8 protein-coding genes are annotated in these 18,472 nt (G+C 48.6%); all 8 read right to left on the bottom strand.

Going from position 1 to position 18,472, the window contains the following annotated elements:
* Window positions 1–150: 150 nt before the first annotated feature.
* Window positions 151–1,365, bottom strand: coding sequence for a hypothetical protein (locus DWY63_RS03330; protein ID WP_117801344.1), 1,215 nt, complete (start codon window positions 1,363–1,365; stop codon window positions 151–153).
* A 21-nt stretch (window positions 1,366–1,386) separates the two neighbouring features.
* A complete protein-coding gene (locus tag DWY63_RS03325; protein WP_055266947.1) occupies window positions 1,387–1,623 on the bottom strand; it encodes a hypothetical protein in 237 nt (78 codons plus the stop codon).
* Window positions 1,624–1,931: 308 nt separating this feature from the next.
* Window positions 1,932–5,657, bottom strand: coding sequence for a DNA-directed RNA polymerase subunit beta' (gene rpoC, locus DWY63_RS03320; protein ID WP_117510453.1), 3,726 nt, complete (start codon window positions 5,655–5,657; stop codon window positions 1,932–1,934).
* Window positions 5,658–5,695: 38 nt separating this feature from the next.
* Complete coding sequence (rpoB, locus tag DWY63_RS03315; protein ID WP_117801342.1) at window positions 5,696–9,535, bottom strand: DNA-directed RNA polymerase subunit beta; 3,840 nt, start codon at window positions 9,533–9,535, stop codon at window positions 5,696–5,698.
* 350 nt (window positions 9,536–9,885) lie between these two features.
* The gene (locus DWY63_RS03310; protein ID WP_117761434.1) at window positions 9,886–11,436 is read right to left on the bottom strand and encodes a carboxylesterase/lipase family protein; all 1,551 of its coding nucleotides are present in this window, start codon (window positions 11,434–11,436) and stop codon (window positions 9,886–9,888) included.
* Between the two features lie 165 nt (window positions 11,437–11,601).
* On the bottom strand, window positions 11,602–14,091 hold the full coding sequence (locus DWY63_RS03305) for a GH39 family glycosyl hydrolase (RefSeq protein ID WP_158568313.1): 2,490 nt from the start codon (window positions 14,089–14,091) through the stop codon (window positions 11,602–11,604).
* Between the two features lie 114 nt (window positions 14,092–14,205).
* Window positions 14,206–15,600: an MFS transporter gene (locus DWY63_RS03300; RefSeq protein ID WP_117510483.1), complete on the bottom strand. Its 1,395-nt coding sequence runs from the start codon at window positions 15,598–15,600 to the stop codon at window positions 14,206–14,208.
* Window positions 15,601–15,800: 200 nt separating this feature from the next.
* Complete coding sequence (locus DWY63_RS03295) at window positions 15,801–18,347, bottom strand: GH39 family glycosyl hydrolase (RefSeq protein ID WP_117801338.1); 2,547 nt, start codon at window positions 18,345–18,347, stop codon at window positions 15,801–15,803.
* Window positions 18,348–18,472: the final 125 nt, after the last annotated feature.

The following is an 18,472-nucleotide window of genomic DNA, read 5'->3' as shown; positions in this document are numbered from 1 at the left end:
ACTCTTTGTCACTCTCTTTTAAAAAACCTGGTTTCTTTCTGGTGCTTTGCCACCAAATCACAGGTCTTTCACCTGTCCAGCCTGATTATCCTCTCTGCTTAAGAGTAACTGCAAAGTTTTAACGTTGCCAGAACAACGGAAGCAAACACCTTATGCCTCATGTCCTATTTTAGTCAGGAAATCGCTGCCCATCACCCATTTTTCGTTTTCCAGCGTCACAACGGACTCGAGTTTCCAGGTGACGGTCTCTATTTTGGTTTTGCGGAAGAAATGGAGGAAACGGGTTCGTCGCTCGATCGCAGCGGTCACGTTGGTTTCGATCTTCATCTGGTTGGATTCGTTGGTTACGGTTGTGGAGACGCTGCTCACGGTGATGCTGGTGATTCCGGTGTTGGTGTCGCTGTTCAGGTAGGCATCGCAGAGCTGCTGGTACTGTTCTTTGGCGGTTTTCTGTACGGCGGTGTCGGCGGAAAATTCATTTTTGATGGTGCTGAAGGATTTTCCGGCGGCTGCGGCTGTGAATACCTTGTCCAGGGACTCTTCTGCGCGGTCGGCGATGGTTTTGCCGGTGGAATCGTTGAGTTTTAAATCCGGCAGGAATTCCATGCTGCTGTTGTCCTGCACGAGGACGATCTCGCGGTATGGGTCTTTCTGTTTTTCGGTCAGTTCAATGGTGTGGCCGCCGAGGAAGAGATACGGGATTTTGTAGATGCTGACGTTATCTGCTGTCTCTTTTAAATACTTTTTCCCGACCTGCACGCCGTCCAGATAGAACGAGGCATCCGCCGGGACGGTGATTTCGACATCCGTCACGCAGCTGTCTTTCGGCACAACGTACCACTCTTTGAAGTTCCATTTTACGGTATCCCCGGCGGCGATCTCCAATGTTTCTTCCTGCGAGTCGCTCATGCCTTTTAACGTGTACCGCACAGTATAAATCCTGTTTTCCCCGGTCTCAAGATTCTGTTTTCTGCGCATGAAAAAGCTCTTGATCTCCGGTGTTTCCTGCCCGTCAGTGCCGTCCTGTTTTGCTTTCCAGGTCATTGCATTGACGTAGTTCTTCCGCGACAGAAACGTGCTGTCCGGGAACTGGCATACATCGTATGCACTGTTCCAGTCTCCTGCCAGGCATGCTTCCACGTAATTCCGTCCTGCCGCCTGCGGCGCATACAGATACGCGCCTGCCATAAAAAATACGGCGCACAGAATCAGAAACAGACTGAGATTCACGATCAGAATCCGCAGACTCATCGGCAGATCACGAAATTTTGCCGCCTGTATTTTCACAGAAAGCTCCGTCGTCTCTTCTCCGTCTTTTTCCACATGGCGGAATCTTTTTCCTTTTCTTTTCCACTTCTGGAGCATAGTTTACCTCATCTTTTCCTCTTATTTAGACTGTTCTTTCACCGCATACGTATGCACCCGGTCGCTCTTCTGGCTGTATGCCTCTCCCTCGGAATAATACTCCTCCGATGTCGTGGAAAAACGCGTAATCGTCTCTTTCACACGCTCTCCCGCCGTTTGCTGGTGGAGAAACAGCGCTGCAATCATCAGAATCACAAATATATCCAGAATCAGTACCGCCGCATTTGCCACGATGCCAGGTAATTTTTTTATCCACATAGGCTTCCCTCTTTTCTGTCTCCATTGTAACAAAATGCTCCCGAAAACACAAGGAAAGCAGAGACCCCGGCGAACCGAAAATTCTCTGCTTTTCACAAATGACATATTTATTTTTTAACCTTGTTTCAATCCACAGTCGGTAATTTCACAGAGTCTGACATGTCAGCAGAATGCTGACTGTGGTTTGCCTCATGTCAGTGGGGGATACCGATTTCTCTCCGCCCGCCACTGCCGTTAACTTTCTTATTTGCAATTCATCTCACCACCTATAGAGGTGGGAGAATCCTTGCTATTATTTGTTGAAGGGTTTACTCCTCGGTATCATCCTTTGACGGAATCATTTCCTCAAAGTCGAAGTCGAGCATCGGCTCTTCCTCTTCAGCTGACGGCTCTTCAACCGGAGCTTCTGCCATCGGAGCTGCCGGAGCATCGTCCTCAAGATCTTCGGTCAGAATCAGATCCTCGTCCTCTTCTTCCTCGATCATGCTGTCGGTATTCAGATGAATGTTGCTGTAGCACTTCATACCGGTACCGGCCGGGATCGGTTTACCGATGATAACGTTCTCTTTCAGGCCTACCAGATGGTCAACCTTACCCTTGATAGCAGCGTCGGTCAGAACCTTGGTGGTCTCCTGGAAGGATGCTGCGGACAGGAAGGAATCGGATGCCAGGGATGCTTTGGTGATACCAAGCAGTACCTGTTTTCCTTCTGCCGGCTCTTTGCCTTCTGCGATCAGAGCTTTGTTGGTCTCGTCGTAATCCAGGAAGTCTACCATGTCGCCCGGAAGGAATTCGGTATCTCCGTTTTCCTCGATGCGGATCTTCTTCAGCATCTGGCGAACGATAACCTCGATATGCTTATCGTTGATTTCTACACCCTGCAGACGGTAAACTCGCTGTACCTCGCGGATCATGTAATCCTGAACGGCACGTACACCTTTGATCTTCAGGATATCATGCGGGTTGACAGAACCCTCGGTCAGCTCGTCTCCGGCTTCCAGAACTGTTCCGTCTGCGATCTTAATACGGGATCCGTAAGGGATCAGGTATGTCTTGGATACGCCGTCTTCCGGATTGGTAACAACGATTTCGCGTTTCTTCTTGGTGTCTTTGATCTGTGCAACACCGGCGATTTCGGTGATGATGGCAAGTCCTTTCGGCTTTCTTGCCTCGAAAAGCTCCTCGACACGAGGAAGACCCTGTGTGATATCTCCACCGGCAACACCACCGGTATGGAAGGTACGCATGGTCAGCTGTGTACCAGGCTCACCGATCGACTGTGCTGCGATAATTCCGACAGACTCACCAACCTGTACTGCCTCGCCGGTTGCCATGTTGGCACCATAGCATTTTGCGCAGATTCCGTTACCGGAACGGCAGGTAAGAATGGTACGGATTTTTACTTTTGTATAATGCTCACCGTTCTCGTTGATGCCGTCTTTGATGACACGGGCAGCACGTTTCGGGGTGATCATATGGTTTGCTTTTACAATGACGTTGCCGTCCTTGTCTTTGATCGTCTCGCAGGAGAAACGGCCTGTGATACGATCCTGCAGACTCTCGATCTGCTCTTTTCCGTCTGTGAACTCGCTGACCCACATACCCGGAATTTCGTCCTTGCCCTCGGCACAGTCGATTTCACGGATGATCAGGTCCTGAGAAACGTCTACCAGACGACGGGTCAGGTAACCAGAGTCGGCGGTACGAAGCGCGGTATCGGACATACCTTTTCGTGCTCCATGTGCGGACATGAAGTATTCCAGTACCTGAAGACCTTCACGGAAGTTTGACTTGATCGGCAGCTCGATGGTGTGTCCGGTTGTATCGGCCATCAGTCCTCGCATACCAGCCAGCTGTTTGATCTGCTTATCGGAACCACGGGCTCCGGAGTCAGCCATCATGAAGATGTTATTGTATTTATCCAGTCCGTCGAGCAATGCTTTTGTCAGCGCATCGTCGGTCTTCTTCCAGGTATCTACAACCTCTTTGTAACGCTCTTCGTCTGTAATCAGACCACGTTTGAAGTTTCTTGTAATCTTGTCTACCGTTGCCTGTGCTTCGGCGAGCATCTCCGGCTTCTGCGGCGGCACGGTCATATCGGAAATGGATACGGTCATGGCTGCACGGGTGGAGTATTTATATCCGGTTGCCTTGATATAGTCCAGAACCTCTGCGGTTTTGGTAGCTCCGTGTGTATTGATGACTTTTTCCAGAATCTGTTTCAGCTGTTTCTTTGCAACGAGGAAATCAACCTCAAGCGCAAGCTCGTTACCCGGAACCGTACGGTCTACGTATCCCAGATCCTGCGGCAGAATCTCATTGAAGAGGAATCTTCCGAGTGTGGAGCTTACGTTCTGCTGCATTACAGTACCATCTTCCATCTCTTTTTCGCAGCGGATGGTAATCTTGGTCTGCAGGGTAATATATCCGTTCTCGTATGCCAGGATGGCTTCGTTCATATCGCGGAAGAAGCTTCCTTCGCCCTTCTCGCCCGGACGCTCCTGTGTCAGATAGTAGATACCAAGAACCATATCCTGGGAAGGAACGGCTACCGGACCACCATCGGACGGTTTCAGCAGGTTGTTCGGAGAAAGAAGCATGAAACGGCACTCTGCCTGCGCTTCTACAGACAGCGGCAGATGGACAGCCATCTGGTCACCGTCGAAGTCGGCGTTGAATGCGGTACAAACCAGCGGGTGCAGCTTAATCGCTTTACCTTCTACCAGAATCGGCTCGAACGCCTGGATACCCAGACGATGCAGGGTAGGGGCACGGTTCAGCATAACCGGATGCTCTTTGATGACGTCCTCGAGAACGTCCCATACCTGCGGCTCGAGTTTCTCGACCATTTTCTTTGCATTTTTGATGTTATGTGCAGTGCCGTTGGAAACCAGCTCTTTCATAACGAACGGTTTAAACAGCTCGATTGCCATTTCTTTCGGCAGACCGCACTGGTAAATCTTCAGTTCCGGTCCTACGACGATAACAGAACGGCCGGAGTAGTCAACACGTTTACCAAGAAGGTTCTGACGGAAACGGCCGGATTTACCTTTCAGCATGTCGGACAGAGATTTCAGAGGACGGTTTCCAGGACCGGTTACCGGACGGCCGCGGCGGCCGTTGTCGATCAGGGCATCAACTGCCTCCTGGAGCATACGTTTCTCGTTGCGCACGATGATATCCGGTGCACCGAGCTCCAGCAGTCTCTTCAGACGGTTGTTACGGTTGATGATACGGCGGTACAGGTCATTCAGGTCAGATGTTGCAAAACGTCCTCCGTCAAGCTGTACCATAGGACGCAGATCCGGCGGAATAACCGGAACCGCATCAAGAATCATCCACTCCGGACGGTTTCCGGACTCACGGAATGCCTCAACAACCTCAAGTCTCTTGATGATGCGGGCTCTCTTCTGTCCGGTAGAATCTTTAAGACCTGCCTTTAATTCAGCAGACTCTTTTTCCAGATCGATTGCCATCAGAAGCTCTTTGATGGATTCCGCACCCATACCTGCACGGAAGCTGTTTCCGAACTCCTCTCTGGCATCCTGGTATTCTTTCTCGGTCAGAACCTGTTTGTACTGTAATTTGGTATCGCCTGCATCAAGAACGATGTAGTTTGCGAAATACAGAACCTTTTCCAGAGTTCTCGGAGACAGATCCAGGATCAGTCCCATACGGGACGGAATTCCTTTGAAATACCAGATGTGGGATACCGGAGCTGCCAGCTCAATGTGTCCCATACGCTCACGGCGCACACTGGATTTTGTTACTTCTACGCCGCATCGGTCGCAGATTACGCCTTTGTAGCGAATTTTCTTATATTTACCGCAATGGCACTCCCAGTCTTTGCTTGGTCCGAAGATTCTTTCACAGAACAGACCGTCTTTTTCCGGTTTCAGCGTTCTGTAGTTGATGGTCTCCGGTTTTTTTACCTCGCCATGGGACCACTCCCGGATTTTCTCCGGGGAGGCAAGTCCTATTTTGATGGCATCAAAGCTCATCTGGTAATTTTCTTTTTTTGCTGTTTCTGGCATTTGATTACCCCTTTCCTCGCAAAGCGAAGATCTACAAGTTACATGTCATCATCTGAACTTTCATCCAGATCAAGATAAGAGTCTTCTTCTTCATCCTCTTCCACATCTACCATTTCTTCTCCGTCAAATTCTTTCTTGGAGAATCCATAGTCACCAAATCTCTCGTCCTCTCTGTCAGAGTAACGGTCTCCCTCGATGATGTGGTTCAGGTTGGTATCACCGTAATCAACTGATTCCATAATTTTAACTTCGGTATTGTCATCACGCAGTACGCGGACATCGAGTGCCAGGGACTGCAGCTCTTTCAACAATACTTTGAAGGATTCCGGAATACCAGGCTCCGGAATATTGTCGCCCTTGATGATGGCTTCGTATGTCTTCACACGGCCAACCACATCGTCAGACTTCACAGTCAGGATCTCCTGCAGCGTGTAGGATGCACCGTACGCCTCAAGAGCCCAAACCTCCATCTCTCCGAAACGCTGTCCACCGAACTGAGCTTTACCACCCAGAGGCTGCTGTGTAACGAGGGAGTATGGGCCGGTAGAACGGGCATGAATCTTATCGTCTACCAGGTGATGCAGTTTCAGGTAATGCATGTGTCCGATTGTCGTTCTTCCATCGAACGGCTCACCGGTACGTCCGTCGCGGAGCTGTACCTTACCGTCTCTTGCGATATCAACACCCTTCCACAGTTCTCTGTGGTCGAGGTGCTCTTCCAGATACTGATATACTTCCGGAAGAAGAACATCTTTATATTTGTCGGAGAAGTCTTCCCACTCCATGTTTACATAATCGTTTGCAAGTTCCAGGGTATCCTGAATATCTTTCTCGTTTGCGCCGTCGAAGATCGGGGTGGATACGTTGAATCCAAGCGCTGCTGCTGCAAGGCTTAAATGGATCTCAAGCACCTGTCCGATGTTCATACGGGACGGCACACCCAGAGGATTCAGCACGATGTCCAGCGGACGTCCGTTCGGCAGGAACGGCATATCCTCTACCGGAAGTACACGGGAAACGACACCCTTGTTTCCGTGACGACCAGCCATCTTATCGCCGACAGAGATTTTTCTCTTCTGTGCGATGTAGATGCGGACTGCCTGGTTTACTCCAGGAGAAAGTTCGTCGCCGTTTTCACGGGTAAATACTTTGGCGTCCACGATGATACCATACTCACCGTGCGGTACTTTCAGGGAAGTATCACGTACTTCTCTTGCTTTCTCGCCAAAGATGGCACGGAGCAGACGCTCCTCTGCGGTCAGCTCGGTTTCTCCCTTCGGAGTTACTTTTCCGACCAGAATATCACCGGCACGTACCTCTGCACCGATGCGGATGATTCCACGCTCGTCCAGGTCTTTTAAGGCTTCATCGCCGACGCCCGGAACGTCTTTTGTGATCTCTTCCGGTCCAAGCTTGGTGTCACGGGCCTCTGCCTCGTACTCCTCGATGTGGATGGAAGTGTAAACATCATCCTGTACCAGACGCTCGCTAAGAAGAACGGCGTCCTCGTAGTTATATCCTTCCCAGGTCATAAATCCGATCAGCGGGTTTTTACCAAGAGCAAGCTCGCCCTGGTAGGTAGACGGACCGTCTGCGATTACTTCGCCGGCCTCTACATGGTCACCTTTAAATACGATCGGTTTCTGGTTGTAGCAGTTACTCTGGTTGCTTCGCATGAATTTGGTCAGATGGTAAACATCTTTTGTTCCGTCATCATTGTTCATGCGGATCTCGTTGGAGCAGGAGTAGGAAATGGTTCCTGCTTTCTTTGCAACGACGCAGACACCGGAGTCTACGGCTGCTTTTGCTTCGATACCGGTTCCTACTACAGGAGCATCGGTGATCATCAGCGGTACGGCCTGACGCTGCATGTTGGATCCCATCAGCGCACGGTTCGCATCGTCGTTCTGAAGGAACGGGATCAGCGCCGTAGCAACGGAGAATACCATCTTCGGAGACACGTCCATGTAATCAAACATGTGCGGCTCGTAGGACTGGGTCTCATCCAGATAACGTCCGGAAACGTTCTTGTTGAGGAAGTGTCCTTCTGCATCCAGCGGCTCATTTGCCTGTGCTACATGGTAATTATCCTCTTCATCTGCGGTCATGTAGACTACTTCGTCGGTAACACGCGGATTTTTCGGATCTGATTTGTCAATTCTTCTGTATGGAGCCTCAACGAAGCCATACTCGTTGATGCGCGCATACGATGCCAGAGAGTTGATCAGACCGATGTTCGGTCCCTCAGGAGTCTCGATCGGGCACATTCTTCCGTAATGGGAGTAGTGTACGTCTCGAACCTCGAATCCGGCACGGTCACGGGACAGACCGCCAGGTCCAAGGGCGGAAAGACGTCTCTTGTGCGTCAGCTCTCCAAGCGGGTTATTCTGATCCATGAACTGGGACAGCTGGGAAGATCCGAAGAACTCTTTGATTGCAGCTGTAACCGGTTTGATATTGATCAGGGACTGCGGAGAAATTCCGTCGATGTCCTGTGTTGTCATACGCTCACGTACCACACGCTCCATACGGGACAGACCGATGCGGTACTGGTTCTGAAGCAGCTCACCTACGGCACGGATTCTACGGTTGCCCAGGTGGTCGATATCATCGGCATTTCCTGCGCCGTATTCCAGATGCATGTTGTAGTTGATGGAAGCGAAAATATCTTCCTTTGTGATATGTTTCGGAATCAGGTCGTGAATGTCACGTTTGATCGCCTGTTTGATCTCTTCGATATCGGTATTTTCCTCCAGGATCTTTTCCAGAACCGGATAGTATACTTTCTCGTTGATGCCAAGTTCTTCCTCGTCAACATCTACCCATGCTTTCAGATCTACCATTAAGTTGGAAAGAACTTTTACGTTTCTCTCCTCTGTCTGAATCCATACATACGGTACTGCTGCGTTCTGAATCTTGTCTGCGAGTTCCAGAGTAACGGTGGTGCCTTTTTCTGCAAGGATTTCACCGGTGGACGGATCTACAACATCCTCAGCGAGGATCTGGTTGCGGATACGGCTGCGCAGTGCAAGTTTCTTGTTGAATTTATAACGGCCTACCTTTGCCAGGTCATAGCGACGCGGGTCAAAGAACATGCTCATGATGAGGCTCTCTGCATTTTCTACTGCGAGAGGCTCGCCCGGACGAATTTTCTTGTACAGCTCGAGAAGACCTTCCTGATAGTTGGTGGAAGTATCTTTGGTGAAGCTTGCAAGAATCTTCGGCTCTTCACCGAACAGCTCTACGATCTCTGCATTGGAGCTTACTCCAAGTGCACGGATGAGGACTGTGATCGGAACTTTTCTGGTACGGTCTACGCGGACATAGAAGACGTCGTTGGAATCGGTCTCGTACTCCAGCCATGCTCCACGGTTCGGGATTACGGTACAGGAGAACAGTCTCTTTCCGAGCTTATCATGTGCGATGCCGTAATAAATACCAGGGGAACGTACCAGCTGGCTGACGATTACTCGCTCTGCACCATTGATAACGAATGTTCCTGTTGCTGTCATCAACGGCAGATCACCCATGAAAATTTCGTGCTCTGTGATCTCGTCTTTTTCCTTATTATATAATCTTACTTTTACCTTTAACGGTGCCGCATAAGTAGCGTCACGCTGTTTACACTCTTCGATTGAGTATTTTACGTCATCTTCACACAGTGTAAAGTCTACGAATTCAAGGCTCAGCCGTCCGCCGTAGTCGGAGATTGGTGAAATGTCATCAAAGACTTCCTTGAGTCCGCTTCTCAGGAACCAGTCATAGGAATCCTTCTGGACTTCAATCAAGTTGGGCATTTCCAATACTTCTTTTTGTCTCTGGTAACTCATTCGCATACTTTTTCCGGTAGGTATCGGACGTATTCTGTTTTTCTCCATTGACGTTGTCACCCCTTGTGTTATAATATATTTATTACCGCTCATGCCTGAACAAAAGGTTTTAGGCATATCTTGCCATAATAGTGCATTTTCTAGATTATCATGTTTTTTCAAGTGTGTCAACAAAACAGATTGTATTTTTTTCAGTACAATCTGTTTTTTACTGGTTTTTCTTCCGTGACCCTGTTAGAATAATACTTTAGATGTGATTGAAAGCACCGAATTTTCAGAAAAAACCGCCTGTTTGATTTTTTTATTTTTCAAATCAAACAGGCGGTTTTTTTATTCTAATTTTTTAATATTTCAGAGCTCCATCCCGATTTCGCTTATGCCGCGTCGAATCGTTCTTTTTAATGCTGAATATTGTCAGCCATCATGTCCATAAAGCTCCATGGTTTCAGAACTTTGTTGATCTCTGCAAACACTTTATCATCGTAGTTGTGTTTTACTTCCGTTTTGCGGTCAAACACCATGGTATCCGCATCCTCTGCTTCTACTTCCGGCCAGTGCGGGAGTCCGGCATGATCCGGGGTGCCGTTCTTTGCGAAGGCAAGAAGTGCTCCGAAGATTTCGCTTTCCAGTTTATCGCTGACATCCGGGATGCCACAAATTTCTACGAGATCTGCGTTTCCGAAGAAATATGGGATATCGGAGCAGTGCCATGCCGGCTTGCCGTGCTGGAACGGGAATTCCAGAGCGAAGTTGTAGAGATATGCTTTGCCGCCGCCTTTTGCGAACAGTTTGGCAAGTTTTACGGTCGGCTCACGCATTGCACGGTCGATGGCAAGAACATCTACGCCGTTCTTCTCCGGATATGCTTCTTTGAAAGCGTCCAGAACCTTTTCGGCATTGTCTCCATAAACCTTTTTGAGGATTTCCAGAATCTCTTCCGCTGTCAGTTTGTTCTTATCATAAGCTGCCGGTGCAAACGTTGCGAACTCGCCGTATACGGTTCCGATCATCATCGGAATCTGATGTGCATGCTCACGGAAGCCTGCGTCGAATGGATTTCCATAGAAGTAATCGCCCTTTTTCGGGCCGCCGCCGATGTAGCCGCCACTCTGTGCAATCGCCGGAGCCACTTTTGCATATGCAGCAGCAAGCTGCGGATACGGTACAGTTTCCAGCTGAGCCACATCGTCAAAGCCGAGCGCTTTCATCATTGCCGTAATAATCTCCGTGCCGTCTTTCTCTCCTGCGCCGAGCGGATCGTCCTCCATAACACCGCTCATGACAAGGCCTTTCTGGAACAGGCCGTCTGCTGATGGAATCTGCATCAGGTCAATCACCTTCATTCCGCCGCCGGACTGGCCGAAAATGGTTACATTCTCCGGATCGCCGCCGAACAGGGCAATATTGTCATGTACCCACTGCAGGGCTGCCACCATATCGGCGTGGCCTGCGTTTGCGGAGTTTTTGTATTTTTCCCCAAACGGAGACAGATCCAGATATCCTAAAATATTCAGTCTGTGGTTGACAGAAACAAGAATCGAATCACCTTTCTTTGCGATGCTGACGCCGTCATACGCAACCTGCTCGATGGAAGATCCCGCTGCGTATCCACCGCCGTGGAACCATACGAGAACCGGTTTTTTGGCTTCCGGATCAAGTTTGTTTGTCCAGATATTTAAGGACTGGCAGTGCTCATCCTGCGGCCAGTAGCGGTGCGGAACCATAAGCTCGCCGTTCGGTGTATCTTGGTTCTGAAGCGGGCATACAAAGCCGTAGTTTGTCGCATCCTTCACGCCATCCCATTTGGACGGAACCGGCATCTGGAAACGGTCTGCGTATGCATACGGAATTCCTTTGTAAATGTAAACACCGTCATAAAAATAACCTTTTAAATCGCCGGATGTGGTATGCAGCACCGGCACGCCATCGTAATCAAATATTTTCCCCATTTTGAAATACCTCTTTTCTGTAGAATTTAGCATTTATGTTGTTTTCAGTATAAACAATATTTTCGTCCTTTTCTACTCGAATTGTCGCAAGATCTTCTTATATTGTTGCTTTTTTTCCACTCTTTCTCTGTATTCTCCCACCGCGAGTGCAATTTTTTGAAGATTTTACAGAATCTGCTCCACCTCAATCAGCGCCGTCTCGTGCGGCTCCAGGCGTTCCTGCACCGTGAGGCTGCCTTCCGGGTCGGTTTCCTGCTCCCAGACACGGTATTCCGGGTCCGCACTGTGGCACAGCATCGCGCGCTCCATCCGGTTCATCCGCTCCGGAGCTCCCATCCGCACCCACGCATCGTAGCTGCTGCCGTGCTCTTTTGTCACTTTATACAGCCGCAGGCAATATTTTCCCGGTTCCAGTCCGGTCAGTTTCACTGAAAAGGTCCGGATTTCCCCCATATTGAATACGCGGTAACGATCCGTGCGGGAAATATTCACGGCATGGCGGTAGCGGTACAGCATATCGTAGTGAACATAGTTGTACAGGTAAATCTGGCTTTGGTTTTTCTCCGGCTCCGTGCTGATAAAATAGCCGTCCCCACGCTTCACCAGACGAGATCCCATTCTGCCGAGCAGCCGCAGCGCAGTGCAGACCGCCTTTGGAATGCCGTTCATCGTGAACAGCCCAAAACCTCCATGATACGTTTCCCGCGCCGGAAATACTTCATCCAAACGGTCATTGACCGAGAAATACGCAATTCCCTGCAGCGCCTCTTCATTTTCCAGAAGATTTTTAAACAGCCATGCCGCTTTATAACAGGTATCGTTGCACAGATCCCTCTGCCAGATGTTGCTGCTGCACTCATCCACCAGAACCGGCAGTGCACCAAGCCCAGCCTTCTGCAGCAGACCTTTTACCTTCTCCCCGCGGTTCCGCAGAAAATCCGGGTCGCGGCTCACAATCATATTGACGCTCTCGTTGTTCTGGATCAGATTCATTTTCTCCTCTTCCTCTCCATAGATCACCGTGCCAAACGAGCGGAATGCAAAAATTTCCGGCACACATTCCTTTTCCTTCATAGTTTCGATAAAGGCTTTGAGATGTTCCTCCGGTCCAAGACCAAAGGAAAGACATGTTACAAGATCCGGGCTCACACGTTTCATCTCCTCGTACGATGCTTTCCACGTCTCAAAGAACTCATCTCCTCCATCAATCGTGATCACGTCTCCGCTGATCCACGGGTTGAAAATCCAGCGCCGCATCTGGTTGATTCCATACCGTTCCCTTAGATGTTCCATCAGGTTTTTGATCAGCATGCGCCACTCAGCCAGATCCCGCGGAGAGCTGCTTAGCGCCGGACGCATCGTTCTTCCCGGGTCTGTTTTTGCCAGCAGCAACGGCATATGGCCGAATTCCAGCAACGGCTTCGCTCCCGTGGAAAGGATGAAATCGATCACCTCATCAATATAGTTCCAGCAGAACTGAATCTCGCCCCACATATTCCGCCGAAATACGCACATATCATCATCAAGAATTCCTTTTACGCGGATCAGCTCATAGCCGAGCTCCTGCACCAGCTGTTCCAGCTCATCCTGCACCTCGCGGTTCAGCACACTTGCCGCATAGCCGGCATTGATCACGCGCTTCCAGTGGCCTGCCACTCTTGGTTTCCGTCCGTTTACTGCCGCTGTCACGGAAACGGCACTCTCATTTATCGTCTCAATCTCCTGCTCCGTGACCGCTGCATACTGCAGGAGACTCTGGAAAATATCATGGTCTCCCGCCGCCTCTTCCCGCTCTTTTCCTTTCTTTTCACGCTGTTTTACTGTATATTCCATCTGCTTCCGGTATTCGCTCGGTGTCATACCGCGGTATTTGCGGAATGCGCGGATCATCGCCGTCTCATTGACAAATCCATTGTGATAGGCAATCTCCGTCAGCGTTGCGCCGCTGTGCATTTCCTGTACGGCATGCGCCAGGCGCACCTGCGTCACGTACTCCCGAAATGATACACCGAAATACTGCGGAAAGCTCCGTGAAATATAGGCACGGCTCAGATAAAGATGATCCGCCAGATCCTCCAGCGTAATCTCTTCCCGGCAATGCTGCAGAATATAGTCTGATGCCCGCTGAATGCGTTCCCTTCCGCCCCGGCCCTGTTCCACCTTTTCCCCGGATGTAAAGTAAAAAAGCAGATCCTCCAGAAGCGCCGTCACACGGCTTTTCATATAGATCGGTTGTTCCTCATTATTCTTGTACATCTCAAGAAAGATCCGTGCCATATCCCGCCGGATCAAATCAAATTTTTCCTGCTGATCTTCCATATAAAAAAACGACTGACATTTGACTTCACATTTCAGCAGCTTAATGTGAAATGAATCAATCGTCTCCGCTGAAACGCAGAGCGACAGAGCAAGTCCGTCTTCGTCCAGATCCAGGTCACAGATCTGAAACCGGTTGATCGCAAAGATAGATCCCATCGGGAGATTGTGAACTTCCCCGTCCTCGTAGCTGACTCTTCCGCTCCCACGAAGCAGAAATAAAAGTTCAAAATCCGGATTCCACAGTTCCCGTTTCTTCTCCGGCCGGAGTAGCCGAAAACGAAATCCCGGCATTTCCTGTTTTGTTCCTCTCATCATTATTTCTTCGTCTCTTTCCATTCCACACCTCATAATAGATTTTTTCTGTTGTATTGTACCACAAAAAAGATCCCACAAAAAGATCTTCTCCTTTTGTGGGACCGATTTTTCGGTTTTTGTTTTAGTGTTTTTGTTTTAGTGTTTTTCTTTTGCTGCCTCTCTTGCCTTCAGGTCTTCCATTACCTGCGGATAAATTTTGTCAAGTTTATAAAATACATAGAAGAGAATCATAATTGCATAGAACGGAATCGGAATCCACAGATACAGGGCTTTGATTGCAGAAAGTGCACTTGCGGTCTGGGTTGCGGCAAGTCCGTTATAACCAGCTGCGGAGATGACCCACAAAGCAACGGCACTTGCGAAGCCACTTCCTACTTTCGCACCGAAGGTTGTGGTGGAATACAGCATACCTTCGACACGTGTTCCATTTTTCCACTCGCCGTACTCAATCGTATCGGCTACCATTGCGAAGATGGTTCCGGTCAGGGTTGCTGAGCCGACACCTTTGATCAGCGAGCATACCAGAAGCCAGGTAGCATTGGTCGGATTGATGACCATCAGGAGCTGGCCGGCAAGGCTGAAGAAAGTTCCGACAAGGGCTACGTTTCGTTTTCCGTATTTCAGACTGAGCGGTACACAGAACGGCATCAGAACCAGAACCGGAATGATAGAAACAGATGAGATAAATCCTGCCATGTTCTCATTCATCAGAATATATTTTGCATAGTAAGTTCCAACCGCACCGCTGGCGCCCATGCCAAGGCACATAGTAATCCAGATGCCGCAGAGCAGCAGCCACTGGCTGTTTTTGAAGATCAATTTCAGAGACTGTACAAAGTTGACATCTTCTTTCTGCTCGGAAGATACGGTAACACGCTCTTTGGTGTTTTTGAAACATACTAAGAACAGAATTGCTGCGATGACTGCATAAATCGCAGATACGATGATCCAGCTCTTCTGGTTGCTGCTTCCACCCATTTTATTTACCAGCGGAAGGGTAGATGCATTGATGATAAGGGAACCAACCTGTGCCATAAACATGCGGAATACGTTGATGACAGTTCTCTGTCCCTGATCACGGCTCATTAAGGATGTCAGTGCGCCGTAAGGAATGTTGATCATCGTGTAAAGGAATGTGGTAACGAGGTTATACGTAATCGTTACGTAAACATACTTTCCAACGGTTCCGGTATTCGGAACGAGGAATACAAGTACACATGCTACTGCAATCGGTATTGCCAGCCATAACAGCCATGGTCTTGCCTTTCCATATTTCGTTTTGACGCGGTCCATGACATATCCCATGAGCATGTCGGTGACACCGTCTGCAAAACGGGAAAACATCATGATGCTTCCGATGATTGCTGCATTTAATCCCAGTGCATCGGTGTAGAAATACGCTACAAATGTGGATGTCAGCACGAGAATCAGGTTACTGGCCAGATCTCCGCATCCGTAGCTGACCTTCTCTTTCGTGCTGATCTTTTCGGTAAGGCTCTGCTTTGCCGAAGCTTGTTCTTTTGCTGCCATTGTTTTTTCCTCCATACATTTTTGAGGCTGCGGATGAATCTCCTTCTCTCTTCCGCCCTCTTTGTGGCCGTACCATGCGCCTACGACCTTTGTTCTGTTTCTCAGTATAAGGATTTTTTTGGCAATTTTCTACTCACTTTCCACACGCTATTTCTCATTTTCTTGTCTTTTTCTGTTTTATTATTATGTTTTCATATTTTTTAGTGCAATTCTCGATAATGATTCAGGCAAATTATCTCTATACATGCAACCTCATGTACCTTCAAATGTTCCTGAACAGAAAGAATCTGTTCCTCTCCCACCGTTTCCCGCCAGACACGGTACTCCGGATCTGCACTGTGGCATATCATTTCCTTCTCTTCCGATGTCATTGCCTCCGGCGCACCCATCGCCGCCCAGCAGTCATATGGGCTGCCCTGTTCGCGCGTAATCTTATAGCACTGGATACGGTATTCTCCCCCTGGCACTTTTTGGAGCTGCACAGAAAATGTCAGATTTTCTCCCGCCTGAAAAACACGATATCGATCTGTCCGTGAAATATTGACGGTATGGCGATGACGGTACAGCATGTCATAATGCACATAATTGTAGAGATAAATCTGTATTTTCTCTTCTCTTTCTTCGGTGCTGATAAAATACCCTTTTCCCGATGCAACAAAACGCGTCCCCATCTTTCCGAGAAGTTTTGCCGCACCATAAACTGCTTTAGGTATCCCATCATCCGTAAACATTCCGAATCCTCCATGGAAAGAATCGTGTACCGGAAAGATCTCATCCAGACGGTCATTGATGGAAAAATATGCAAGGCCATTTGCCTCATTCTCGTTTTCCAGCATGTTTTTAAACAGCCATGCCGCTTTATAGCAGGTATCATTGCACAGATCTCTCTGCCATACATTATTGCTGCACTCGTCCACAATGATCGGTGTTCCCTGAAATCCCATTTTCTGCAGCCTCTTTCTGATTTTCCGAAGATAGTTTTGCAAATAATCCATATCCCGGCTGACTGCAAAATCAAAGCTGTCACTATTGACAATCAGGTTCAGGTCTTCCTGCTCTTCCCATGACATAACTGCGCCAAAGCTGCGTACTCCGTAAATTTCCGGAAGGCAGCCCGCCTCCTCCATTTTCAAAAGCAGCTCTTTTATCCCATGTTCTCCCATCGTTCCATAAGAAAGACAGGTCAGAAAATCCGGGCAGATTCTTTTAATCTCCTGATGGGAAATCCGGTAAACCTCTATATACCGATCCATCCCGCAGTTCTCAAAGAAATCCGCGTTCACCCAAGGAACCCAAATCCAGTTGCGCATCCGTTCCACTCCATACCGGGTGCGCAGATGATCCATAATCCCGCCGATCAGTCTTTTCCATGCTTCCAGATCCTTCGGCGCGGCATTTTGCACCGGACGCATGGTAATCTGACTCGGCTGCTCTGCCAGCAGCCCCGGCATATGACCGAATTCTATCATGGGCTTCGCTCCAATGGAAAGAATAAAATCAAGAACCGCATCAATATATTGATATCCGACCCGTATTTCTCCTTTCATATCTCTCCGCAGCACGCACATATCATCGTCCAGAATTCCCTTTACCCGAATAAATTCATATCCGATATCACGAATCGCCTGCGCCAGTTCCTCCTGCACACGTGCATCCAGAACAGATCTTGCATAGCCGCCATTGATGATACGCCTCCAATGCCCTGCTATTCTCTGTTTTCTTCCTCCCAGTGCAGCCAGAATCTGAACTGAATTTTCTTTTTCCGCATCAAATTCCTGTTCTCGGAATCCCGCATACTGCAAAAGTACCCGGTATACATCGTTGTCTTTCTCATAGTCCTCTGTTGTTCTGTCGATATACTTAATGAGCCCGCAATTCTTTTCTTCTTCTCTTACGGCAGTCTGAACTATGCTTTTCCGATATTCTCCCGGTGTCATGCCGAAATATTTTCGGAATGCGCGGATCATCACATTTTCGTTAGAAAATCCGTTATTGTATGCAATCTCCGTCAGCGTCGCATCTCCATGCATATCAAGAATTGCATGCGCCAGACGTACCTGAGTTATGTATTCCAGAAACGAAACACCAAAATACCGCGGGAAGCTCCTTGAAATATACGTCCGGCTCAGATAAATATGGTCCGCCAAATCCTCTAGCGTGATTGCTTCTTTATAATGCTGCAGAATATAATCCGACGCCATCTGAATCCGTTCACGGCCGCTCCTGGAATGTTTCATCCGTTCACCGGCAGCAAAATACCTCGAAAGATCCTCAAGAAGCGCCGTTATCCGACTGCGCGCATTGACAGGCTGCATCATATCGTTTTTGTATGCTTCCTGAAAAACCCGTGCCAGATCACTGCGTATTACATCAAATGTTTCCTGCTGCTCCTCCGTGAACAAAAAGGATCTGCATTCTATCTCATATTTTAAAAATTCAATATGAACGGACGCAATCGCATCTGCACTCATTTTCAACGACAGCAGAATCCCCTGCTCATTCAGATCAATCGAACAAATCTGAAACCCATTCACAACAAAAAGATCCTTCTCTTGAACCCGATACACAACACCGTCTTCATAACTGACTCTTCCATCACCTTTCAGCAGAAACAGAATCTCAAAATCTGCATTCCATAGTGATCTCTTGTCTTCCGCCCGATAGATCTGAAACTGAAATCCCGGCAGCGTCTCCTGACCCCCTTTCAGGATTTCTTTCAGACCTGTTTTTTTCTCCTGTTTTTTCATCCTCTTTTCCTTTTGCTCTCCCACACCTTTTAATTCTATTTTTACGTTTCCCAAGGAGTATGTCAAGGGGAAATTTTAATTCTCTATCTGCGAAAAACTGCGGTTCCGCAAAGCATATGCATCCG

The organism is Blautia sp. AF26-2 (assembly GCF_003460955.1).
Classification (GTDB): Bacteria; Bacillota; Clostridia; order Lachnospirales; family Lachnospiraceae; genus Fusicatenibacter; species Fusicatenibacter saccharivorans.
The sequence above is the reverse complement of the archived record's forward strand: the minus strand, read 5'-3'. Positions and strand labels throughout refer to the sequence as shown.

What these genes read in the sequence shown, in the direction of transcription:
- DWY63_RS03330 (WP_117801344.1), bottom strand. Translation starts at nt 1,365, where the DNA reads ATGCTCCAGAAGTGGAAAAGAAAAGGAAAAAGATTCCGCCATGTGGAA.
- DWY63_RS03325 (WP_055266947.1), bottom strand. Translation starts at nt 1,623, where the DNA reads ATGTGGATAAAAAAATTACCTGGCATCGTGGCAAATGCGGCGGTACTG.
- rpoC (WP_117510453.1), bottom strand. Translation starts at nt 5,657, where the DNA reads ATGCCAGAAACAGCAAAAAAAGAAAATTACCAGATGAGCTTTGATGCC.
- rpoB (WP_117801342.1), bottom strand. Translation starts at nt 9,535, where the DNA reads ATGGAGAAAAACAGAATACGTCCGATACCTACCGGAAAAAGTATGCGA.
- DWY63_RS03310 (WP_117761434.1), bottom strand. Translation starts at nt 11,436, where the DNA reads ATGGGGAAAATATTTGATTACGATGGCGTGCCGGTGCTGCATACCACA.
- DWY63_RS03305 (WP_158568313.1), bottom strand. Translation starts at nt 14,091, where the DNA reads ATGGAAAGAGACGAAGAAATAATGATGAGAGGAACAAAACAGGAAATG.
- DWY63_RS03300 (WP_117510483.1), bottom strand. Translation starts at nt 15,600, where the DNA reads ATGGCAGCAAAAGAACAAGCTTCGGCAAAGCAGAGCCTTACCGAAAAG.
- DWY63_RS03295 (WP_117801338.1), bottom strand. Translation starts at nt 18,347, where the DNA reads ATGAAAAAACAGGAGAAAAAAACAGGTCTGAAAGAAATCCTGAAAGGG.